This is a genomic window from Kitasatospora sp. NPDC048286 (genome assembly GCF_043201735.1).
Lineage (GTDB): Bacteria > Actinomycetota > Actinomycetes > Streptomycetales > Streptomycetaceae > Kitasatospora.
Window position 1 is genome coordinate 886,731 of sequence record NZ_JBICZE010000001.1, and the last position, 21,950, is coordinate 908,680.

18 protein-coding genes and 3 tRNA genes are annotated in these 21,950 nt (G+C 71.6%); 18 read left to right on the top strand and 3 right to left on the bottom strand.

Annotated features, from left to right (window positions below):
* Nucleotides 1–481: 481 nt before the first annotated feature.
* From dnaN to ACGF13_RS04155, 12 genes are all read left to right on the top strand, one after another.
* A complete protein-coding gene (gene dnaN, locus ACGF13_RS04100) occupies nt 482–1,612 on the top strand; it encodes a DNA polymerase III subunit beta (protein ID WP_392868688.1) in 1,131 nt (376 codons plus the stop codon).
* A gap of 171 nt (nt 1,613–1,783) precedes the next feature.
* The gene (gene gnd, locus ACGF13_RS04105; RefSeq protein WP_392868689.1) at nt 1,784–2,659 is read left to right on the top strand and encodes a phosphogluconate dehydrogenase (NAD(+)-dependent, decarboxylating); all 876 of its coding nucleotides are present in this window, start codon (nt 1,784–1,786) and stop codon (nt 2,657–2,659) included.
* A gap of 41 nt (nt 2,660–2,700) precedes the next feature.
* Nucleotides 2,701–3,834 carry a DNA replication/repair protein RecF gene (gene recF / locus ACGF13_RS04110; protein WP_392868691.1) on the top strand — a complete coding sequence of 378 codons (1,134 nt, stop codon included), beginning with the start codon at nt 2,701–2,703 and terminating at the stop codon, nt 3,832–3,834.
* Nucleotides 3,835–3,996: 162 nt separating this feature from the next.
* Complete coding sequence (locus ACGF13_RS04115; RefSeq protein ID WP_392868693.1) at nt 3,997–4,566, top strand: DUF721 domain-containing protein; 570 nt, start codon at nt 3,997–3,999, stop codon at nt 4,564–4,566.
* A 269-nt stretch (nt 4,567–4,835) separates the two neighbouring features.
* Nucleotides 4,836–6,851 (top strand): DNA topoisomerase (ATP-hydrolyzing) subunit B, encoded by a 2,016-nt coding sequence (gyrB, locus tag ACGF13_RS04120; RefSeq protein ID WP_392868694.1) that lies wholly within the window; start codon nt 4,836–4,838, stop codon nt 6,849–6,851.
* Nucleotides 6,852–6,982: 131 nt separating this feature from the next.
* Entirely contained in the window at nt 6,983–9,520 is a 2,538-nt protein-coding gene (gene gyrA, locus ACGF13_RS04125) for a DNA gyrase subunit A (RefSeq protein ID WP_392868788.1), read from the top strand.
* Between the two features lie 225 nt (nt 9,521–9,745).
* A complete protein-coding gene (locus tag ACGF13_RS04130) occupies nt 9,746–10,438 on the top strand; it encodes a DUF3566 domain-containing protein (RefSeq protein ID WP_392868696.1) in 693 nt (230 codons plus the stop codon).
* A 260-nt stretch (nt 10,439–10,698) separates the two neighbouring features.
* Nucleotides 10,699–12,093, top strand: coding sequence for a class I SAM-dependent methyltransferase (locus tag ACGF13_RS04135; protein WP_392868697.1), 1,395 nt, complete (start codon nt 10,699–10,701; stop codon nt 12,091–12,093).
* Between the two features lie 16 nt (nt 12,094–12,109).
* Nucleotides 12,110–12,186 (top strand) — tRNA-Ile (locus tag ACGF13_RS04140).
* Nucleotides 12,187–12,296: 110 nt separating this feature from the next.
* Nucleotides 12,297–12,370 (top strand) — tRNA-Ile (locus tag ACGF13_RS04145).
* 408 nt (nt 12,371–12,778) lie between these two features.
* On the top strand, nt 12,779–12,907 hold the full coding sequence (locus tag ACGF13_RS04150) for a DLW-39 family protein (RefSeq protein WP_014137031.1): 129 nt from the start codon (nt 12,779–12,781) through the stop codon (nt 12,905–12,907).
* A 184-nt stretch (nt 12,908–13,091) separates the two neighbouring features.
* Nucleotides 13,092–13,164 (top strand) — tRNA-Ala (locus ACGF13_RS04155).
* A 95-nt stretch (nt 13,165–13,259) separates the two neighbouring features.
* Here ACGF13_RS04155 and ACGF13_RS04160 read toward each other — a convergent pair.
* Complete coding sequence (locus ACGF13_RS04160; RefSeq protein ID WP_392868698.1) at nt 13,260–13,997, bottom strand: DUF5324 family protein; 738 nt, start codon at nt 13,995–13,997, stop codon at nt 13,260–13,262.
* 305 nt (nt 13,998–14,302) lie between these two features.
* Between ACGF13_RS04160 and ACGF13_RS04165 the strand changes: the two genes are divergently transcribed.
* Nucleotides 14,303–15,196 carry a rhomboid family intramembrane serine protease gene (locus ACGF13_RS04165; RefSeq protein WP_392868699.1) on the top strand — a complete coding sequence of 298 codons (894 nt, stop codon included), beginning with the start codon at nt 14,303–14,305 and terminating at the stop codon, nt 15,194–15,196.
* Between the two features lie 337 nt (nt 15,197–15,533).
* On the opposite strand, the gene crgA is transcribed toward ACGF13_RS04165, so the two are convergent.
* Nucleotides 15,534–15,782 (bottom strand): cell division protein CrgA, encoded by a 249-nt coding sequence (gene crgA / locus ACGF13_RS04170; protein WP_049656797.1) that lies wholly within the window; start codon nt 15,780–15,782, stop codon nt 15,534–15,536.
* A gap of 167 nt (nt 15,783–15,949) precedes the next feature.
* On the opposite strand from crgA, the gene ACGF13_RS04175 reads away from it, so the two are divergent.
* The 5 genes from ACGF13_RS04175 (at nt 15,950) to ACGF13_RS04195 (ending at nt 19,609) form a co-directional block, all read left to right on the top strand.
* Nucleotides 15,950–16,714, top strand: coding sequence for a DUF881 domain-containing protein (locus ACGF13_RS04175; RefSeq protein WP_392868700.1), 765 nt, complete (start codon nt 15,950–15,952; stop codon nt 16,712–16,714).
* 69 nt (nt 16,715–16,783) lie between these two features.
* Nucleotides 16,784–16,963, top strand: a complete 180-nt coding sequence (locus ACGF13_RS04180) for a hypothetical protein (RefSeq protein WP_392868701.1) — start codon at nt 16,784–16,786, stop codon at nt 16,961–16,963.
* 54 nt (nt 16,964–17,017) lie between these two features.
* Nucleotides 17,018–17,683 carry an aminodeoxychorismate/anthranilate synthase component II gene (locus ACGF13_RS04185; protein WP_392868703.1) on the top strand — a complete coding sequence of 222 codons (666 nt, stop codon included), beginning with the start codon at nt 17,018–17,020 and terminating at the stop codon, nt 17,681–17,683.
* 5 nt (nt 17,684–17,688) lie between these two features.
* Complete coding sequence (locus tag ACGF13_RS04190; protein WP_392868704.1) at nt 17,689–18,723, top strand: class E sortase; 1,035 nt, start codon at nt 17,689–17,691, stop codon at nt 18,721–18,723.
* Nucleotides 18,724–18,760: 37 nt separating this feature from the next.
* Nucleotides 18,761–19,609, top strand: a complete 849-nt coding sequence (locus tag ACGF13_RS04195; RefSeq protein ID WP_392868706.1) for a class E sortase — start codon at nt 18,761–18,763, stop codon at nt 19,607–19,609.
* A 141-nt stretch (nt 19,610–19,750) separates the two neighbouring features.
* On the opposite strand, the gene pknB is transcribed toward ACGF13_RS04195, so the two are convergent.
* Nucleotides 19,751–21,850, bottom strand: coding sequence for a Stk1 family PASTA domain-containing Ser/Thr kinase (pknB, locus tag ACGF13_RS04200; RefSeq protein WP_392868707.1), 2,100 nt, complete (start codon nt 21,848–21,850; stop codon nt 19,751–19,753).
* Nucleotides 21,851–21,950: the final 100 nt, after the last annotated feature.

Genomic DNA, 21,950 nt, shown 5'->3' on the forward strand with positions numbered 1-21,950 from the left:
TACCCTGGTGTGAAAGGCGTCACGAAAAGTTGACCGGCGCCCGTGGATAACCGGGCCCGGATCTGGGGACAGCCCTGGGGATAACCTGTGGATACCGAGCGTGGCCTGTGGGTAACGCTCGGCTGTCCACAGCGCGGCCTGCCCGTCCACAGCCGCCGTCCACAGTCACTGTGGACAAAATTCGGGCTCTGACCTGCGGAAACGGGGTTATCCACGGTTTCCACAGGCCCTACTACTACCACTACACATTTAGACCCCGGACTTGCTTTCAAAGTGGGTGGGCCCCGAATCTGTGGACAACCGGCCTCCGACAACCGTTCGGGAAGCTTCCGCCCGTCTGCCCCGTCTGTCGGCGGAGTACGTCAGACTGTCCTTGCGACTGGAAGCGGAGTGACCGAGCTCGGCGGACAGCCGAACCGACGATCAAGATCAGACGAACCAGAGTGCGAGCGGGAGCGCTCGATCCAGGAGGCGGTTACCGGTGAAGTTCCGGGTGGAGCGCGACGTCCTCGCGGAGGCGGTGGCCTGGGCTGCCCGCAGCCTCCCGGCACGGCCGCCGGTGCCGGTGCTGGCCGGCCTGCTGCTGACCGCGCAGGAGGGCAGCCTGGCGCTGTCCGGCTTCGACTACGAGGTGTCGGCCCGGGTCGAGCTGGAGGCGGACGTCGAGGAGGCCGGCACCGTCCTGGTCTCCGGCCGGCTGCTGAACGACATCTCCCGCAACCTCCCCAACCGCCCGGTGGAGATCTCCACCGACGGCCAGCGGGTCAGCGTGGTCTGCGGCAGCTCCCGCTTCACCCTCCCCACCCTCCCGGTGGACGAGTACCCCGCGCTCCCCCAGATGCCGACCGCCACCGGCACCGTCTCCGGCGACGTGTTCGCCTCCGCCGTCAGCCAGGCCGCGGTCGCCGCCGGCCGGGACGACACCCTCCCGGTGCTCACCGGTGTCCGGGTCGAGATCGAGGGCGACCGGATCACCCTGGCCGCCACCGACCGATACCGCTTCGCCGTCCGCGAGCTGCTGTGGAAGCCCGAGCAGTCGGACATCTCCGCCGTCGCGCTGGTCCCGGCGAAGACGCTCCAGGACATCGCCAAGTCCCTGGGCAGCGGCGACAACGTCTCCATCGCGCTCTCCTCGGGCGGCGCGGGCGAGGGCCTGATCGGTTTCGAGGGCGCCGGCCGCCGGACCACCACCCGGCTGCTGGAGGGCGAGTTCCCCAAGTTCCGCAGCCTGTTCCCGACCGAGTTCAACGCGGTCGCCGCGATCCAGACCCAGCCCTTCCTGGAGGCGCTCAAGCGCGTCTCGCTGGTCGCCGAGCGCAACACCCCGGTCCGCCTGAACTTCGAGGAGGGCGTGCTGACGCTGGAGGCCGGCTCGGGCGACGACGCCCAGGCCACCGAGCGGATCGAGGCCTCCCTGGAGGGCGACGCCATCTCGATCGCCTTCAACCCGGGCTACCTGGAGGAGGGCCTCAAGGCCATCGACTCCCCCTTCGCCCAGCTCAGCTTCACCACCCCGACCAAGCCCGCGCTGCTCAGCGGCAAGGTCTCGGTGGACGCCGAGGAGGACAAGGCCTACCAGTACCTGATCATGCCGGTCCGCCTCTCCGGCTGATCCCGCCACGTCCGACCGTCCACAGGCTGTGCACACCCGCTGTGCACAGCCTGTGGACGTCTCCCCCGCCCGGCCCGACCGCAGACAGCCGGGTTCGCTCCAGCGCGTAGGCTCAAGGAGTGCGGCAACGGCGCCGCCGGCAGGCACGTCACCACAGGTAAGGACTTGGTCATGGAGCTCGGCCTCATCGGTCTCGGCAAGATGGGCGGCAACATGCGCGAGCGGATCCGCCGCGCCGGCCACACCGTCATCGGCTACGACCGCAACCCGGACATCTCCGACGTCGAGAGCCTCCAGGAGCTCGTCACCAAGCTCCAGGGCCCGCGCGTGGTCTGGGTCATGGTCCCGGCGGGCGCCGCCACCCAGGCGACCGTCGACGAGCTCGCCGAGCTGCTCTCCCCCGGCGACGTGGTGGTCGACGGCGGCAACTCCCGCTGGACCGACGACGTCAAGCACGCCGAGGCGCTGGCCGCCAAGGGCATCGGCTTCGTGGACTGCGGCGTCTCCGGCGGCGTCTGGGGCCTGGAGAACGGCTACGCGCTGATGTACGGCGGCGACGCCGAGCACGTCGCCAAGGTCCAGCCGGTCTTCGACGCCCTGAAGCCCGAGGGCGACTTCGGCTCGGTGCACGCGGGCGCGGTGGGCGCCGGCCACTTCGCCAAGATGGTCCACAACGGCATCGAGTACGCGATGATGCAGGCCTTCGCCGAGGGCTGGGAGCTGCTGGAGGCCGCCCCCGAGGTCACCGACGTGCGCGAGATCTTCCGCAGCTGGCAGGAGGGCACCGTCATCCGCTCCTGGCTGCTGGACCTGGCCGTCCGCGCCCTGGACGAGGACGAGCACCTCGACAAGCTGCGCGGCTGGGCCGCCGACTCCGGCGAGGGCCGCTGGACCGTCGAGGCCGCGATCGACCACGCCGTGCCGCTGCCGGCGATCACCGCCTCGCTGTTCGCCCGCTTCGCCTCCCGCCAGGAGGACTCGCCGCAGATGAAGATGATCGCCGCGCTGCGCAACCAGTTCGGCGGCCACGCGGTCGAGTCCAAGTAACCAGCAGGTCCTCCCCAAGAAGGCGGGCGCAGTCCACAGCCATGCACGTCGCGCATCTGTCGCTCGCCGACTTCCGGTCGTACGCCCGGGCCGAGGTTCCCCTCGACCCGGGCGTCACCGCCTTCGTCGGGCCCAACGGCCAGGGCAAGACCAACCTGGTCGAGGCGATCGGCTACGTCGCCACCCTGGGCAGCCACCGGGTCGCCACCGACGCCCCGCTGATCCGGCTGGGCGCGGAACGCGCGGTGGTCCGCACCTCGGTCGTGGACCGCGGCCGCTCCACCCTGATCGAGCTGGAGCTCACCCCGGGCAAGGCCAACCGGGCCCGGATCAACCGCTCCGACAACGTGCGCCCGCGGGACGTGCTGGGCCTGCTGCGCACCGTGCTGTTCGCCCCCGAGGACCTCAGCCTGGTCAAGGGCGACCCGGGGGAGCGGCGGCGCTTCCTGGACGAGCTGCTGACCGCCCGGGCCCCCCGGCTGGCCGGGGTCCGGCAGGACTACGAGCGGGTGCTCAAGCAGCGCAACGCCCTGTTGAAGACCGCCGCGATGGCCCGCCGGGCCGGCGGCGGCAAGGGCGCCGACCTGTCCACCCTGGAGGTCTGGGACGGCCATCTGGCCCGTGCCGGAGCCGAGTTGACGGCCTTCCGGATCCAGCTGGTGGCCGCCCTGCAGCCGCTGGTGGCGGCCGCGTACGGGCAGCTGGCCCCCGGCGGCGGCGAGACCGCCCTGGAGTACCGCAGCTCCTTCGAGGGCGAGCTGCCGAGCAGCCGCGAGCAGGCCGAGGAGCAGCTGCTGGACGCGCTGCGGGCGGTTCGCAAGCAGGAGGTCGAGCGCGGGGTGACCCTGGTCGGCCCGCACCGCGACGAGCTGGTGCTCAAGCTCGGCCCGCTGCCCGCCAAGGGCTACGCCAGCCACGGCGAGTCCTGGTCCTTCGCGCTGGCGCTGCGGCTGGCCTCGTACGAGCTGCTGCGCGCCGACGGCGGCGAGCCGGTGCTGATCCTGGACGACGTGTTCGCCGAGCTGGACGCCGCCCGCCGGGACCGGCTGGCCGAGCTGGTGGCCGACGGCGAGCAGGTACTGGTGACCGCGGCGGTCGCCGAGGACGTGCCCAAGGCGCTGGCCGGCGCCCGGTTCGCGGTCTCCGACGGCGCGGTGCGCCGGATCGACGCCTGACCGCGCCCCCCTCCGGCACCGCACCCACACCACCACACCACCGTCACCGCACCTCGGTGCACCCCGGCCCCGGCCCGCCGGGCCCGGCCGCTCCCGTAGGCTGGACGGCTCAATGGCGCGCGACCGCGACCGTTGTCCACAGGCTGGGGAAAGGAGATTGCCGTGAGCGAGCCGGCGGAGCGCTCCCCCAGGCCCGGTGCCCCTGAGCCCGGTGCCGCCGAGTCCGGCGCCCCCGCGCCGACCGGTGCCGACCTCGCCCGCTCAGCGCTGCGGGCGGCCCGTGCCCAGGCCCGCCAGCGCGGCGACCAGGTCCGGGAGAAGCGCGAGGCGAAGCGGCACGGCCTGCGCAGCGGCGCCCGCTCGGACGGCCGTGACCCGGTCCCGCTCGGCGCGGCGCTCAACCGGCTGCTGACCGAGCGCGGCTGGGAGTCCTCGGCCGCCGTCGGCGGGGTGATGGGCCGCTGGCCGCAGATCGTGGGCCCGGACATCGCCGCGCACTGCCACCCCTCCTCCTACGACGAGGCCGCCGCGGTGCTCACCGTGCAGTGCGACTCCACCGCCTGGGCCACCCAACTGCGCTGGCTGGCACGGCAGTTGGTGGCCCGCCTGAACCACGAGCTGGGGCACGGGACGGTCAGGACCATCAAGGTGCTCGGCCCGGCGGCGCCCGTCCGCGGTTACGGCCGGCTGCGGGCGCCGGGGAGCAAGGGGCCGGGCGACACCTGGGGCTGACCGGGAAGTCGGACGGCCGCCCGGGGCCCCGGAACGGATGGCGATCTTCCGGAACCCCTGACAGCCCTGCCAGGCGCCCTGGGCCCCCCGGTCGAGTATCGGGACATGTGCAGAGGGGATTCAGGGCGGCATATCTGCCCTCAAGGGCTGCCAAACGCCCATCTCTGTCAGTCGTACCGGTAGACTGAGAGCCAAACACTGTTGCTAGTGGCAACCGAGTCGAAACGCTGTGGTCGCACGCCCGCCCGCACGGGGTGGGCATGCGGCCCGTGCTGTGCCAGAGAGGGCGCTTCGTGGCCGATTCCGGCAACCCCAGCCAGACCCCAGACCAGTCCGACCAGTCTTCCTACACCGGTAGCAACATCCAGGTGCTGGAAGGCCTCGACGCCGTCCGCAAGCGCCCCGGCATGTACATCGGTTCGACGGGCGAGCGCGGCCTGCACCACCTGGTGCAGGAGGTCGTGGACAACTCCGTCGACGAGGCGATGGCCGGGTACGCCGACACCATCGACGTCACGATCATGGCCGACGGCGCGATCCGCGTCGTCGACAACGGCCGCGGCATCCCCGTGGACATCGTCCCCGGCCAGGACAAGCCCGCCGTCGAGGTCGTGCTCACCGTCCTGCACGCGGGCGGCAAGTTCGGCGGTGGCGGCTACGCAGTCTCCGGCGGTCTGCACGGTGTCGGCGTCTCGGTGGTGAACGCGCTGTCCACCCGGCTCTCCGTGGAGATCCACAAGGACGGCCACATCTGGACCCAGGACTACAAGATGGGCGCGCCGACCGCCGCCCTGGTCAAGGGTGCGGAGACCGACCGCACCGGCACCACGGTGACCTTCTGGGCCGACGGCGACATCTTCGAGACCACCGTCTACTCCTTCGAGACGCTCTCCCGCCGCTTCCAGGAGATGGCCTTCCTCAACAAGGGCCTGTCCATCTCGCTGACCGACGAGCGCCCCGAGCACGTGGACGAGGAGGGCAAGCCGCTCTCCGTCACGTACAAGTACGACGGCGGCATCGCCGACTTCGTCGCCCACCTCAACTCCCGCAAGGGCGAGGTCATCCACCCCTCGGTGATCGACTTCGAGGCGGAGGACAAGGACAAGGCGATCTCGGTGGAGGTCGCGATGCAGTGGAACTCCTCCTACACCGAGGGGGTCTACAGCTTCGCCAACACCATCCACACCCACGGCGGCGGCACCCACGAGGAGGGCTTCCGCGCCGCGCTGACCGGCCTGGTCAACCGCTACGCGCGGGACAAGAAGCTGCTCCGGGAGAAGGACGACAACCTCTCCGGCGAGGACATCCGCGAGGGCCTGACCGCGATCATCTCGGTCAAGCTCGGCGAGCCGCAGTTCGAGGGCCAGACCAAGGACAAGCTCGGCAACACCGAGGCCAAGACCTTCGTCCAGAAGGTCGTCCACGAGCAGCTCAACGACTGGCTGGACCGCAACCCCAACGAGGCCGCGGACATCATCCGCAAGTCCATCCAGGCCGCCACCGCGCGCGTCGCCGCCCGCAAGGCCCGCGACCTCACCCGCCGCAAGGGCCTGCTGGAGTCCGCCTCGCTGCCGGGCAAGCTCTCCGACTGCCAGTCCAAGGACCCGTCCGAGTGCGAGATCTTCATCGTCGAGGGTGACTCCGCGGGCGGCTCGGCCAAGCAGGGCCGCGACCCGCGCACCCAGGCCATCCTGCCGATCCGCGGCAAGATCCTGAACGTCGAGAAGGCCCGGATCGACAAGGTCCTCCAGAACACCGAGGTCCAGGCCCTCATCTCGGCCTTCGGCTGCGGCATCCAGGAGGACTACGACGAGTCCAAGCTGCGGTACCACAAGATCGTCCTGATGGCCGACGCCGACGTCGACGGACAGCACATCCGCACCCTGCTGCTCACCCTGCTGTTCCGCTTCATGCGGCCGCTGGTCGAGTCCGGGTACGTCTACCTCGCCATGCCCCCGCTGTACAAGATCAAGTGGGGCAAGGACGACTTCGAGTACGCCTACTCCGACCGCGAGCGCGACGCCGTGGTCGCCGCCGGGGTGGAGGCCGGGCGCCGGCTGCCCAAGGACGACGCGATCCAGCGCTTCAAGGGTCTCGGCGAGATGAACGCCGAGGAGCTCCGGGTCACCACCATGGACGCCGAGCACCGGCTGCTGCTCCAGGTCACCCTGGAGGACGCCGCCCGCGCCGACGAGCTGTTCTCCGTGCTGATGGGCGAGGACGTCGAGGCCCGCCGCTCCTTCATCCAGCGCAACGCCAAGGACGTCCGCTTCCTGGACGTGTGACGCCTGCACCCCAGGCCCCGCACGTACCAGTCCGCGTGAAAGGAAACTGACCACCAGTGGTCGACGACAACCGTCCCGAAGGCGACCAGCCCGAGACCCCCGACACCGCCGAGCCCACCGCCCAGGCGACGATGCGGATCGAGCCGGTCGAGCTCGAGACCGAGATGCAGCGCTCGTACCTCGACTACGCGATGAGCGTGATCGTCAGCCGTGCGCTGCCCGAGGTCCGCGACGGCCTCAAGCCGGTGCACCGCCGCGTGCTCTACGCGATGTACGACGGCGGGTACCGGCCCGAGAAGGGCTACTACAAGTGCGCCCGCGTCGTCGGCGACGTCATGGGCAACTACCACCCGCACGGTGACACCTCGATCTACGACACCGTGGTCCGCCTGGCCCAGCCGTGGTCGCTGCGGATGCCGCTGGTGGACGGCAACGGCAACTTCGGCTCCCCGGGCAACGACCCGGCCGCGGCCATGCGCTACACCGAGTGCAAGCTGATGCCGCTGGCCATGGAGATGATGCGCGACATCGACGAGGACACCGTCGACTTCGCGCCGAACTACGACGGCCGCTCGCAGGAGCCGACCGTTCTCCCGGCCCGCATCCCCAACCTGCTGGTCAACGGTGCCACCGGCATCGCGGTCGGCATGGCCACCAACATCCCGCCGCACAACCTGCGCGAGGTCGCCTCCGGCGCGCTCTGGTACCTGGAGAACCCGGAGGCCTCCGCCGAGGAGCTGCTGGACGCCCTGGTCGAGCGGATCAAGGGCCCGGACTTCCCCACCGGCGCGCTGATCGTCGGCCGCCGCGGGATCGACGACTACTACCGCACCGGCCGCGGCTCGGTCACCATGCGCGCCGTGGTCGAGGTCGAGGAGATCCAGGGCCGCCAGTGCCTGGTGATCACCGAGCTGCCGTACCAGGTCAACCCGGACAACCTCGCGCTCAAGATCGCCGACCTGGTGAAGGACGGCAAGATCGCCGGCATCGCCGACGTCCGCGACGAGTCCTCGTCGCGCACCGGCACCCGCCTGGTGGTCGTGCTCAAGCGCGACGCCGTGGCCAAGGTCGTGCTGAACAACCTGTACAAGCACACCGAGCTGCAGACCAACTTCGGCGCCAACATGCTGGCCCTGGTCGACGGCGTGCCGCGCACCCTGTCGCTGGACGCCTTCATCCGGCACTGGGTCAACCACCAGGTCGAGGTCATCGTCCGGCGCACCACCTTCCGCCTGCGCAAGGCCGAGGAGCGCGCCCACATCCTGCGCGCCCTGCTCAAGGCCCTGGACCTGATCGACGAGGTCATCGCGCTGATCCGGGCCTCGGCCAGCGCCGACGCCGCCCGCACCGGTCTGATGGGCCTGCTCGACATCGACGAGCTCCAGGCCAACGCGATCCTGGAGATGCAGCTGCGTCGCCTGGCCGCGCTGGAGAGCCAGCGGATCATGGACGAGCACGACGAGCTCCAGCGCAAGATCGACGAGTACAACGCGATCCTGGCCTCGCCGACCCGCCAGCGGGAGATCATCTCCGAGGAGCTCGCCGCGATCGTCGAGAAGTACGGCGACGAGCGGCGCTCCACCCTCATCCCCTCCGACGGCGACCTCTCCATCGAGGACCTCATCGCCGAGGAGGACATCGTCGTCACCATCACCCGTGGCGGCTACGTCAAGCGGACCCGCTCCGACCTCTACCGCTCGCAGAAGCGCGGCGGCAAGGGCGTGCGCGGTGCCCAGCTGAAGCAGGACGACATCGTCGACCACTTCTTCGTGACGACGACCCACAACTGGATCCTGTTCTTCACGAACAAGGGCCGCGTCTACCGGGCCAAGGGCTACGAGCTGCCGGACGCCGGGCGCGACGCCCGCGGCCAGCACGTCGCCAACCTGCTGGCCTTCCAGCCGGAGGAGCACATCGCCCAGGTGATGGCCGTCCGCACCTACGAGGACAAGCCGTACCTGGTCCTCGCCACCCGGGCCGGCCTGGTGAAGAAGTCCCCGCTCAAGGACTACGACTCCCCGCGCTCCGGCGGCCTGATCGCGATCAACCTGCGCCAGGACGAGGAGGGCCGGGACGACGAGCTGATCGGCGCCGAGCTGGTCTCCGCCGAGGACGACCTGCTGCTGGTCTCCAAGAAGGCCCAGTCGATCCGCTTCACCGCGACCGACGACGCCCTGCGCCCCACCGGCCGCGCCACCTCCGGCGTCAAGGGCATGGCCTTCCGCGAGGACGACGAGCTGCTCTCGATGAACGTCGTCCGACCGGGTACCTACGTCTTCACGGCCACCGACGGCGGGTACGCCAAGCGCACCGGTGTGGACGAGTACCGTGTCCAGGGGCGCGGTGGCTACGGCACCAAGGCGGCGAAGATCGTCGAGGGCCGGGGCTCGCTGGTCGGCGCGCTCGTGGTCGACGAATCCGACGAGATCATGGCGATCACCCTCTCGGGCGGGGTGATCCGTACGAGGGTTTCCGAGGTTCGTGAAACCGGACGTGACACCATGGGCGTCCAACTGATCAACCTCGGAAAGCGCGACGCGGTCGTGGGCATGGCCCGCAACGCGGAGGCCGAGGACGAGGAGACGGCGGAGGACGAGGTGGCGGGTACCGAGTCCACCGACACGGCCGAGGGTGCGGAGACGGTGGTCGGCGGAGACGTCGAGGCCTGATCCGAACCGCAGACCGGTGCCGCCGCGTCCGAATGGATGGACGCGGCGGCACCGGACGCCGACCAGTTCCGGGCAATCCCGCCGGGCGCTGGATGACGAGTGACGAAGCAGGGCGGCGCCGCCGTCCTGGTGGAAGTGCGGGAGGACCAGGTGAGTGGAGCCACGGGTGCTGCGGGAGGAACCTCCGGCGGCCGTCCGGGCGCGCAGGGCGGAGGTTCGTACGGTGTGCCGCAGCCGCCGAACGAGCACCCGGCCGCGTCCACCTCGCTGATGCCACCGGTCGGCGGAGCGGGCCAGAGCGGTGCGACCTACGGCGGGCAGACGCCCACGTCGTCGAGCAGCCCGGCCCCCGGCTCGGGCGGCTTCTCGCAGCCGACCACGTACGCCAAGGGGCAGCCGACCCCGCCCCGGGGCACCCGGACCGGGGGCAACACCCCGGCCGGCGGAACCCCGGTGGGCGGCGCCCCCGCCGGCGGAGCGGCGCGTCGGCCCGCCCCCGCCCCCGCCCCCGCCCCCGCCACCGCGGTGGGCGGCCCCGGTCTCGGCCGGACCCGCAAGGCCCGGCTGCGGGTGACCAAGGTCGACCCGTGGTCCGTGATGAAGGTCAGCTTCCTGCTGTCGCTGGCCGTCGGCATCATCCTCATCGTGGCCTCGGCCGTGCTGTGGATGACGCTGGACTCGCTCGGCGTCTTCGACTCGCTGACCAAGACCCTCAAGGACGTCACCGGCTCGGACAGCAACGGCGGCCTCAACCTGATGGACTACGTCGGCTTCGGCAAGGTGATGACCTTCACCACGCTGATCTCCGTGGTCGACGTCGTCCTGCTGACCGCCCTGTCCACGCTCTCCGCGTTCATCTACAACGCGGCGGCCGGCTTCACCGGCGGCGTCGAGCTCACCCTGGCCGAAGAGGACTGATCCTGGCCGAAACCTGACGTTCGCTCAGTTTCCCGTCCGAGGACGGAATGTACGGGCCCCACCGGCTGTTGCTGCCGGTGGGGCCCGTCGGCATTTCGGGTGACAGCCGGCCGCCCGCGGCGCGCCGCCCGGAAACCGGGCGGCCGCGGTGGGATTAGCTGCTGCCACCCGTCCCGCGCCTGGGAGTGCCGCAGGCCGCCCCCCGGTCCGCACGACCGGGTCAGCTGAGGTTCCGAAGGACGACTGGACGGAGGCGCGCGGTGGCGAAGCTCGCAGGTCAACTGGTCGAGGCCCTGGAAGGGCTGTTGGGGGTCCCGGTACCACTGCGGGTCCAGGTCTGGGACGGCAGCGTCGCGGGGCCGCCGGGCGCGCCCACCGTGGTCCTGCGCAACCGCCGGGCGCTGCGCAGGCTGATCTGGCAGCCGGACGAGCTGGGCCTGGCCCGCGCCTACGTCGCGGGGGACCTCGAACTCGCCCCCGGCACCGACCTGTACGAGACGCTCTCCGCCGTCGCCCGCTTCGCCGAGCGTCCGGAGATCCGCACCCTGGTCCTCGGGCCGCGCGACGTGGTCGGCGCCAGGGGCCGCCGGGTGCTCGTCGCCGCGCTGCGGGCCGGGGCGGTCGGCCCGGAGCCCGAGCCGCCCCGCGAGGAGGTCCGCAAGGCCCAGGGACGGCTGCACAGCCGCAGCCGGGACCGCGCGGCCATCAGCCACCACTACGACGTCGGCAACGACTTCTACCGGATCGTGCTGGGCTCCTCGATGGTCTACTCGTGCGCCTACTGGACGCCCGAGGCGAAGAGCCTGGAGGCCGCCCAGGAGGCCAAGCTCGACCTGATCTGCCGCAAGCTCGGCCTGCGCCCCGGGATGCGCCTGCTGGACGTCGGCTGCGGCTGGGGCTCGCTGCTGCTGCACGCGGCGAAGCACTACGGGGTCACCGCGGTCGGAGTCTCCATCTCCCGGGAACAGGTCGCGCTGGCCCGCGCCCGGGTCGAGGAGGCCGGGCTGTCCGACCGGGTCGAGGTCCGGCTCCAGGACTACCGGGAGATCGCCGACGGGCCCTTCGACGCGATCTCCAGCGTCGGGATGGCCGAGCACGTCGGCTCCGAGCAGTACCGGGTCTACGCCGAGGGCCTGTACCGGCTGCTGGCGCCCGGCGGCCGGCTGCTCAACCACCAGATCGCCCGCCGCCCCGACCTCCCCGGTGAGCCGCACCGCACCAGTCCCTTCATCAACCGCTACGTCTTCCCCGACGGCGAGCTCTCCCCCGTCGGTTCCACCGTGGCCCGGCTGGAGGAGGCCGGCTTCGAGGTCCGGGACGTCGAGTCGCTGCGCGAGCACTACGCGCTGACCCTGCGCGAATGGGTGGCCAACCTGGAGGCGCACTGGACGGAGGCGGTCGGGCTGGTCGGCCGCGGCCGGGCCCGGGTCTGGCGGCTCTACATGGCGGCCTCCGCGCTCGCCTTCGAGCAGAACCGGATCGGGATCAACCAGGTGCTCGCCGTCCGCAGCACCGAGGAGGGCTCGGCGGGCCTGCCGCCGACCCGCGAGGAGTGGCTGCTGCGCCCCTCCGCCGGCGTGCCGCAGCTGGTCGCGGGGGGTGCCGCCGCAGCCCCGGCCGACCCGGATTTGGGAGAACGGCCGTCGGTCCGCTAATCTTTCAGTGCGGCAAGGGCCTATAGCTCAGACGGTTAGAGCGCTTCCCTGATAAGGAAGAGGCCACAGGTTCAAGTCCTGTTAGGCCCACCACCGCGAAGGGCCCGGAGTGATCCACTCCGGGCCCTTCGATCTTCCCGATCCTGTCGAGATCGGGCGGAGCGACGGGTCGGCCGGAATCCGGTACGATCTCTGTTCGGCGAGGGCCTATAGCTCAGACGGTTAGAGCGCTTCCCTGATAAGGAAGAGGCCACAGGTTCAAGTCCTGTTAGGCCCACCTCCCCGAAGGGCCCGGAGTGATCCACTCCGGGCCCTTCGGCGTTTTCCGCCGCGGGCCGGGGTGAATCCGGAGAACGGCACGGCCGTGGCGGTGGCGGTGGCGGTCGCGCCGGAGAGCCCCGCGGACCCGGCGGCGGGACGGACCTGACCTGGGGCGCCGGGCCGCTCCGGGGCCGGTCGGACCGCCCGGCAGGAGGTGCGGCGTCAATCCTGGGACCGGACCGCCGGGTTGGCCGTGCCGGTGGCTGGTCACGATTGGGACACCGGTGTGTATCATCGGCCGCAAGGGCAGTCTGGCACCCGGCCGCCCCGTTTGCGCTCGAAACACAACTGGACTCGTCGGCCCGGTCAGTCCGGCCGGATCCGGCTCTTGAGTCCACCAACGCAAGAAGGACGAGGTCCCGCGGTGAAGAAGCTTCTCCTGGTCGCCCTGGTCGCCCTCGGCGGCTTCTTTGTCTACCGTCAGGTCCAGGCGGACCGCGCCGAGCAGGACCTGTGGACCGAGGCCACCGACCCGGTCCCGGCCGGTCGCTGAGCAACCGGCGATCTGACGATCGACGAATTCCGGAGGCGCCCCTCAGCGCCTCCCGGGCCGGCCGGCCCGGTCGAAGAACCGGACCGGCCGACCCCAGGGAACGGCACGGTTCCCGGGGGACGGCGCTGGGAATCGCGCCGGAACCCGGTACGCTAGTGCCCGTTGGCACGCGCGGTGCCGTCGAGGGGCATTAGCTCAGTTGGTAGAGCGCTGCCTTTGCAAGGCAGATGTCAGGAGTTCGAGTCTCCTATGCTCCACAGTTCACAGCGATAGCCGATCGGCCGTCGACCAGGATCCTGGTCGACGGCCGATCGGCGTTTTCCGGTCTTTCCCTCCGGTCCTTCCCGTCCGCTCAGCGCGGCCCGGGGCCGTCTTCGGCGGAGGGGTCGTCGCTCCCGGCGGCCGGGGCCCCGTCCGTCGGTTCGGAGGTGGCCTCCGGGCCGGAGCCGTTCACCGGTCCGGAGGTGGCGTGTGCGCCGGCCGGCCGGGGTTCCTGCGCGGTCGGGGGCTCGACCAGCCACTCCGGGTTGCTGTGCCGGCGCCACCACTGCCAGGCGACGACGCCGCCGCCGATCGCCAGCAGGCCGGCCACGGCGAGGCCGGCGGCCAGGCGGTTGCAGTGCTCCTTCCTGGCGTTCCGGGCTGCCAGCTTGCTGATCTCGGCCGCGCTGACATTGCCGTGGAGGGCGGTCAGCGCGGCGGCACCGCGGGCCTGGGCCTCCTGGGCGACCGGGACGACCGTGGCACGGGCCTCCTCGACCGCGTGGGCGACCCTGGGGACGACGGTGGCGCGGGTCTGGTCCGCGGCCCGGGTGGCGGACAGGCGGGCCGCCAGGGCGGCCTCCTGGGCCCGGTGGAGGGCCTTCAGGGCGTTCTGCTGGGCCTCCGGCGGGAGGCTGGCGAAGGCGTGGCGGAACTGCGGGGCCAGGTGCCTGTCGTACTGGCCGCGGAGGTTGTGGGCGGCCAGTGCGGCCTTCGGACCGAAGGCGTCCAAGGCGGGGCCGAGGCGCTGCTTGGCGCCGTCCGCGAAGTGTGCGGCGGTGTCCCGGGTCCTGGTGGCCGTCTCTCGGGCCGAATCCGAAAAGCTCACGAGTCTCTCCTCCTGGGTGGCGTCCTATATGCACATATCCACCTGAATGCTGATCATGCATCCTGATTTGTCCGGAGGCATGTCGGGTGGGCCGTATGCGGGGCCCCTGCGGGGCGGGCCGGTGGGAGGCGGGGTGTGGGCCGGGTCCGGGGTCGGGCGTGTCGGGTGGGCCGTGCGTGGGGCCCCTGCGGGGCGGGCCGGTGGGGAGGCGGAGCGTAGGTGAGGCGGGGGAGTCCGGTCCGGGAACGGGGGTGCGGCAGTAGGCTGAGGGCTTTGAGGTCGTGTACGGGAAGGGGACCCCGCTGATGCTCCCGGACGAGCCGCGGCCGACGGCCGATCGGTCCCCGGAGGCCGGACTGCCCGGCTGCTACCGGCACCCGCAGACTCCCACCGGGGTCTCCTGCACCCGCTGCGAGCGGCCGATCTGCCCGCACTGCATGGTGGCCGCCTCGGTGGGCTTCCAGTGCCCGGAGTGCGTCGGCGACGGCCACGCCGGGGCGCGGCGGGCGACCACCCGGTTCGGTGGGGCCCTGGCCGCCGACGGCGGGCTGGTCACCCGGGTGCTGATCGGGATCAACGTCGTCGTCTGGGTGCTGGCGGCCTACGTGCTCACCCCGCGGCTGGGCCAGACCTGGTTCCTGGTCAGCCTGGGGGCGGGCGTCGACGGCGGCCCGGCCGGCATCGCCGACGGCCCGCACCAGTGGTACCGGCTGCTGACCGCCACCTTCCTGCATCTGGAGTGGTGGCACGTCGGGATGAACATGCTGGTGCTGTTCTGGCTCGGCCCGGCACTGGAGCAGGCGCTCGGCCGGCTGCGCTTCCTGGCCCTCTACCTGGTCGCCGGCCTGGGCGGCAGCATCTTCACCTTCCTGGTGGCCGGCCACGAGATGAAGTCGCTGGGCGCCTCCGGGGCGATCTTCGGGCTGATCGGCGCCACGATCGTGATGCAGCTGCGGGACAAGGGCCCGCTCGGCCCGGCGATGGCGTTCCTGGTCTTCAACCTGATCGTCACCTTCTCCCGCCCGGGCATCGATTGGCGGGCGCACATCGGCGGCCTGCTGCTCGGCTCGCTGACCGCGGCCGGCCTGATGTACGCCCCGCGCGAGCGCCGCGGCCTGGTCCAGGCCCTGACGGTGGTGGGCGCGCTGGCGGTCGAGGCGGGGATGCTGCTGGCCGGGATGGCCCTGTACGGGGCGTGACCCTTCGAGCGTTTGTCCACAGCGGGTGCGGGGTTGTGCACAGGCTGTGCGGCCACCCGGCTGTGGACTGCTGTTCTACGCGTGTCCTGCTGTGCGGTTCTCCCGTTTCCGAGGAGTTGTGCACACCTGTGGACGGCTCCACCCGGGAAAGTTATCCACAGGCTGGGGAGACTTTTCCCCAGTGTGGATAACCATGTGGATAAGCACGACAGTCCGATGGTGGGGATAACCGACCGGATTCCCGCCCGGCTCCGGGCACGCCTGACCGCCGTCCCGGGACGAGCGATCCGGAACGGCGGGGAGCGGCTCGGGACCGAGCCTCAGGACGGTCGGGCCGTCACTTCCACTGGGTGGAGACGCCGAACCCGGCGGCGATGAAGCCGAAGCCGACCAGGATGTTCCAGTTGCGCCAGCTCTCGACCGGGTAGGTGCCGCTGGTCACGTAGTAGGTGACGATCCACACCAGGCCGATCAGGAACAGTGCCAGCATCAGCGGCGCGACCCAACCGCGGCCCGAACTGATCTTCACCGCGGCCGTGGTCGGCGGGGTGTAGTCGGACTTCTTGCGGAGTCGAGACTTCGGCACGAGGAGCTCTCCTGTCGATGCGCTGTGAGACCGCGCGGGGTGCAACGGGGGGAATCGGCCGGGTCTGCTGCGGAGGACGGCCCGGGGACCGCTCCGCCGCATGCCACCGGCGTCCGTTAGCGTAGTGGCTCGGCGGGTGTTGAGGAGATAAGGGTACGGTGACTAATTTGTCGATTCCCCCTGAGCCGGCCCGTACCCGCCGCTCCGGCACCCGAATTGTCGGCCGTGCCCTGACCTGCGCCGTCTTCGCGCTCGCCGGCCTGCTCTTCTACATCAGCGCGCAGACCGCCCGCGGCACCGACCTGCGGACCGACAACTCGCTGCTCAGCCTCGGCGACGTGATCCGCCAGCGCAGCGGGCAGAACCAGCAGGCGCAGTCCCAGCTCGCCGACCTCCAGGCCCGCGCCCAGCAGCTCACCGAGCGGCAGGGCCACGACCCCGCCGACGCCGCGCAGCTGGACGGCCTGCGCGCCGGCGCCGCCCTGGAGCCGCTCCAGGGCGGCGGCCTGACCGTCACCCTCAACGACGCCCCGCCGAACGCCACCGCGCGCATCCCCGGGGTGCCCGAGCCCGGCGTCAACGACCTGGTCATCCACCAGCAGGACATCCAGGCCGTGGTCAACGCGCTGTGGCGCGGCGGCGCCGAGGGCGTCCAGGTGATGGACCAGCGGCTGATCTCCACCAGCGCCGTCCGCTGCGTCGGCAACACGCTGCTGCTCCAGGGCCGGGTCTACTCCCCGCCGTACGTGGTCAAGGCGGTCGGGAAGACCGACGCCCTGCGTTCGGCCGTCGACGCCGACCCGACGATCCGCAACTACCTCCAGTACGTCCAGGCGTACGGGCTGGGCTGGAAGGTCCAGGAGAGCGGCGAGCTGACCCTGCCCGGCTACTCCGGCACCACCGAGCTGCGGTCGGCGGGCGGACAGCAGTAGCGGACCGGCCCCGCGGCCGTGCACGGCGGGTCTACTCTTTAACCCAGTCCGCTGCGTCGAGGGAGCACCATGTACGGCTGGATCTGGCGTCACCTTCCGGGAAACACCCTGGTCCGAGCCGCCGTCTCGCTGCTCCTCGTCCTGGGGATCGCCTACCTCCTCTTCACCTACGTCTTCCCGTGGGCGGAACCGCTGCTCCCCTTCGGTGACGTCACGGTGGACGGCGGCGACGGCGCCGCGACCGGCTGAGCCGGCGGGCCCGGCACCCCTTCCAGCACCGCACCCCACGGAGACCACGCGAGCATGACGACCCGGCCGACCACTCCGCCCCGCATCCTGGTGGTGGACAACTACGACAGCTTCGTCTTCAACCTGGTCCAGTACCTGTACCAGCTCGGTGCCACATGCGAGGTGGTGCGCAACGACGAGGTGACCGTCGAGCACGCCGTCCGCCGCTCCGGCGAGGAGGGATTCGACGGCGTGCTGCTCTCCCCCGGGCCCGGTGCCCCCGAGGAGGCCGGGGTCTGCATCGAGATGGTCCACCACTGCGCGCGGATCGGGCTGCCGGTGTTCGGCGTCTGCCTGGGCCTCCAGTCGATCGCGGCGGCGTACGGCGCGGTGGTCGACCGGGCGCCCGAGCTGCTGCACGGCAAGACCTCGCCGGTCGAGCACGAGGACGGCGGCGTGTTCGAGGGCCTGCCCTCGCCGCTGACCGCGACCCGCTACCACTCGCTCGCGGTCGAACCGGCCACCGTGCCGGCCGAGCTGGTGGTCACCGCGCGCACCGACAGCGGCGTGATCATGGGCCTGAGGCACCGTGAACTGCCGGTCGAGGGCGTGCAGTTCCACCCCGAGTCGGTGCTCACCGAGGGCGGTCACCGGATGCTCGCCAACTGGCTCGCGGAGTGCGGCTTCCCGCAGGCGGTCGACCGGTCGGCCGGGCTCGCCCCGGTGATCGGCCGGGGCTGACCGGCGTGACCGCGCTGCGTCCGGAGGGACGTTTCCAGCCGGAGGCGGACCCGTACGGCACCGTGCAGCAGTTCCCGGTGCAGAGCGCGCCCGAGGACGCCTGGGGCGTGTACGAGCAGGCCCAGGAGCCCCTCGTGGACGGGCCCGAGTACCCCTGGCTGCCCGACCAGACCCTCCAGCTGCGGCTGCCCGCGGACCTCGGCGCACCGGCCGCCGAACCGGTCCCCACCGGCGGCCGGGCCGAGCGCCGCCGCGCCGCCCAGGGCCGCACCTCGCTGCGCTCCGGCAGCGGCCGGCGCCGGGCGGGCGGCCGCGCCGCCGGGCGGGCGCGCCCCAAGGAGTCCGTGCTGGTGGTGGCCGCCCGGGGCGTCGGCGAGCTGTGCATCACGCTCGGCCTGGTGATGCTGCTCTTCGTCGCGTACCAGCTCTGGTGGACCAACGTGCAGGCCGACGAGGCCGCCGACGGCGCCCGCAACCAGCTGGAGCAGCAGTTCGGCGCGGCGCCCGCCGCGCCCGCCCAGCCGGGGCAGCCGGCCCCGGACCCGAACAAGCCCGAGGTGTTCGAGCCCGGCAAGGGCTTCGCCATCATCTACCTGCCCAAGCTGGGGCTGAAGTTCCCGATCGCCGAGGGCACCTCCAAGTCGGCGGTGCTCGACAAGGGCCTGGTCGGCCACTACGCCAACACCGGCATGCCGGGCGACAAGGCGGGCAACTTCGCGCTGGCCGCCCACCGCAACACCCACGGCGAGCCGTTCCGGTACATCAACCAGCTCGGCAAGGGCGACAAGATCGTGGTGGAGACCTCCGCCGGCTACTACACCTACGAGGTCACCGGGGGCATCCCGGAGACGTCCCCCAACAACGTGAGCGTGATCAAGCCGGTGCCGAACGGCGCCGGGTACGCCGGTCCCGGCCGCTACATCACGCTGACGACCTGTACCCCGGAGTTCACCTCCAAGTTCCGTCTCATCGTCTTTGGCAAGATGATCGACGAACGGCCGCGTGCCCAGGGCAAGCCGGCCGCCATCACGGGCGGGTAGCCGCCCGGCCGCCAGGCCCGGAGGGGGAGCACCGCAGATGCAGGACGAGACCGAGCTGTCGGCCGAACCGGCGCAGGAGGCCTTTCCCCCGCCCGAGCCGCGGGCCGGGCGGGGACGGAGCCGGGCGCTGGCCGCGCTCGGGGTCTTCGGCGAGCTGCTGATCACCCTGGGCCTGGTGCTCGGCCTGTTCGTGGCCTACTCGCTGTGGTGGACCAACGTGCAGGCGGACCGCGCGGCCTCGGCGGCCGGCGACCGGCTGCGCAGCGACTGGGCCGCCGGACCGGCCGCCGGCCCGTCGGCCGGGCCCGGTGCCACCCCGGCCCCCGGCGCGTCCGCCGCGCCCGGCGCCTCCGCCGCCCCGGGCGCCCCCGGTGCCGTGCCGAGGCAGTTCGCGGTCGGGGACGACGTCGGCTTCCTGCACGTCCCGGCGATGGGCAGGGACTTCCAGGTGCTGATCCGGATGGGCACCTCCACCGAGGTCCTGGACGAGGGCGTGGCGGGCGTCTACGAGCAGCCGTACAAGGCCGCGATGCCGTGGGACGAGCAGGGCAACTTCGCGCTGGCCGCCCACCGGGACGGCCACGGCGCCAAGTTCCACGACCTGGACGCCGTCCACAAGGGCGACGCGGTCGTGGTCGAGACCCGGGACAAGTGGTACGTCTACAAGGTCGACAACACCCTGCCGGAGACGACCAAGTTCGACACCGGCATCGTGGCACCCGTCCCGCCCCGCTCCGGCTACGCCGGCCCCGGCCGCTACATCACCCTGACCACCTGCACCCCGGTGTACACCTCGCGCTACCGGATGGCCGTCTGGGGGAGCCTGGTGCGGGTGGACGACATGGACGCCAAGCGCACCCCGCCGCCGGAGCTGCGGCGCTCCTGACGCCCTTCACGGGCCTCCTGGGGGCCGGGGACGGAAACGCCCGAGGGCCCGCCGCGACGATTGCGGCGGGCCCTCGGGCGTGCTGGGGAGTCACCCGTGCTCCGGCCCCCGGTTCAGCCGAACCAGGGGAACACCGGAGGCCTAGTGGTCTCCTTTGGGGGGTGTGGTGGTGGGGTCGCCCCCTTTGGGCGGCTCGGCCGCCTTGATGTACAGCTGGATCTGGGTGTTCGGGTCGACCGCGGTGCCGGCCGGCGGGTTGCTCGCCTGCACCGTCGCGTTCGGGTCCGGCTGGCCGTTGACCACCGTGTAGGTCAGACCGAGCGCCTTCAGCTGGTTCGCGGCGTCGCCCAGCTTGACGTTCGCCAGCGGCGGGACCTGGGGCTTGTCCGCCGCCTTGTAGACGGTCAGCGCGATCTTGGTGTTGACCGGGGCCTTGGTGTTGGCCTGCACCGACTGCACGGCGACCGTGTTGACCTTGCTCGGGTCGGGGGCCGCCACGGTCTTCGAGGCGTCCACCTGGAAGCCGAGGCCCTGGAGGGTCGCCATGGCGTCCTCCTTCTGGGCGCCGACCACGTTCGGCACGTTCACCTTGGTCTTGCCCTGCGACACGGTCAGCTTGATCGGGGTGCTCGGGTCGGCGGCCGCGTTGGCCGCCGGGTCCTGGGCGGTGACGGTGTCCTGCGCGGCGGTGTCGTCGTCCTTGTACTCGGTGGTGACGTTGGTGAAGCCCGCGTCGGCGAGGGCCTTGGTGGCCTGGTCCTTGGGCTTGCCGACCACGGCGGGGACCGGCGCCTTGGCCGGGCCCGAGGAGATCTGCACCGTGATGGTGGCGGTCTCGACGACCTGGCCGCCCGCCGCCGGGTTCTGGGTGCAGACCTGGTCCTTCTTGATGTTGGTGTCCGGGCAGGCGACCTTCTCGCCCTCGGTCACCACCAGCTTGGGACCGACGGCGGCGGCCGCCGTCTTGGCCTCGGCCAGGGTCTTGCCGACCAGGTTCGGGGCGGTGACCTTCGCGGCCTCCTTGTCGCCCTTGTCGCTGAACATCGCCTGGGCGACGAAGAAGGTGCCGACCAGGACCAGTACGGCGGCGACCGCCAGCACGATCCAGGAGGTGTTGCTCTTCTTCGGCTGTTCCTCGCCCCGGCGGCCGCCGCGGCCGTAGCCGTCGTCGTAGCCGTCGCCCGCGCCGCCCGGGGCGCCGGCGTAGGTCTGGCCGTAGCCGTCGTCCTGGTAGCCGGGCTGCCCGGAGGCCTGCGGCAGGACGGTGGTCGGGCCGCCGGGCTGCTGCGGCAGCACGTTGGTCTGGCCGTACGGGTCGTGCTGCTGCGGGTAGCCGTTCTGGTCGTAGCCGTAGCCGGCCGGGCCCATGCCGTACCCGGCCTGCTGGGCGGCGGCCACCGGCAGGCCGTCGAGGAAGCGCTCGATGTCGTCGCGCATCTCGTCGGCGCTCTGGTAACGGTAGTCGCGGTCCTTGGCGAGTGCCTTCAGCACGATCGCGTCGACCTCGGGGCGCACCTCGGGGTCGAAGACGGACGGCGGCTGCGGCTCCTCCCGGACGTGCTGGTAGGCCACCGCGACCGGCGAGTCGCCGACGAACGGCGGGCGGACGGTCAGCAGCTCGTAGAGCAGGCAGCCGGTGGAGTAGAGGTCGGAGCGGGCGTCGACCTGCTCGCCCTTGGCCTGCTCGGGGGAGAGGTACTGGGCGGTGCCGATGACGGCCGAGGTCTGCGTCATGGTCATCCCGGCGTCGCCCATCGCACGGGCGATGCCGAAGTCCATGACCTTGACGTTGCCCTGCCGGGTCAGCATCACGTTGGCCGGCTTGATGTCGCGGTGCACGATGCCGGCCCGGTGCGAGTACTCGAGGGCCTGGAGGATGCCGATGGTCATCTCCAGCGCGCGCTCGGGCAGCAGCCGGCGGCCGGAGTGCAGCAGCTCGCGCAGCGTCGACCCCTCGACGTACTCCATCACGATGTACGGGATGGAGATGCCGTCGATGTAGTCCTCGCCGGTGTCGTACACGGCGACGATCGCGGGGTGGTTCAGGGACGCCGCCGACTGTGCCTCGCGGCGGAAGCGGGCCTGGAACGACGGATCCCGGGCCATGTCGGCCCGGAGCGTCTTCACTGCGACGGAGCGGCCGAGCCGGGTGTCATGGGCGAGGTAGACCTCGGCCATGCCGCCGCGTCCGAGGACGCCGCCGAGCTCGTACCTGCCGCCGAGGCGACGAGGCTCTTCCATAGATCCGACCCTCTCCCTCACCCGCCGGTGAGGTTGTGACGTAGGTGTCCCCGCACGCTCTGGGTGACGCCGCGCCGTGCGCGACCGGTTCTCCGGCCGG

What these genes read in the sequence shown, in the direction of transcription:
- gyrA (WP_392868788.1), top strand. Translation starts at nt 6,983, where the DNA reads ATGCGGATCGAGCCGGTCGAGCTCGAGACCGAGATGCAGCGCTCGTAC.
- recF (WP_392868691.1), top strand. Translation starts at nt 2,701, where the DNA reads ATGCACGTCGCGCATCTGTCGCTCGCCGACTTCCGGTCGTACGCCCGG.
- ACGF13_RS04180 (WP_392868701.1), top strand. Translation starts at nt 16,784, where the DNA reads ATGTACGGCTGGATCTGGCGTCACCTTCCGGGAAACACCCTGGTCCGA.
- ACGF13_RS04195 (WP_392868706.1), top strand. Translation starts at nt 18,761, where the DNA reads ATGCAGGACGAGACCGAGCTGTCGGCCGAACCGGCGCAGGAGGCCTTT.
- ACGF13_RS04165 (WP_392868699.1), top strand. Translation starts at nt 14,303, where the DNA reads ATGCTCCCGGACGAGCCGCGGCCGACGGCCGATCGGTCCCCGGAGGCC.
- gnd (WP_392868689.1), top strand. Translation starts at nt 1,784, where the DNA reads ATGGAGCTCGGCCTCATCGGTCTCGGCAAGATGGGCGGCAACATGCGC.
- ACGF13_RS04185 (WP_392868703.1), top strand. Translation starts at nt 17,018, where the DNA reads ATGACGACCCGGCCGACCACTCCGCCCCGCATCCTGGTGGTGGACAAC.
- pknB (WP_392868707.1), bottom strand. Translation starts at nt 21,850, where the DNA reads ATGGAAGAGCCTCGTCGCCTCGGCGGCAGGTACGAGCTCGGCGGCGTC.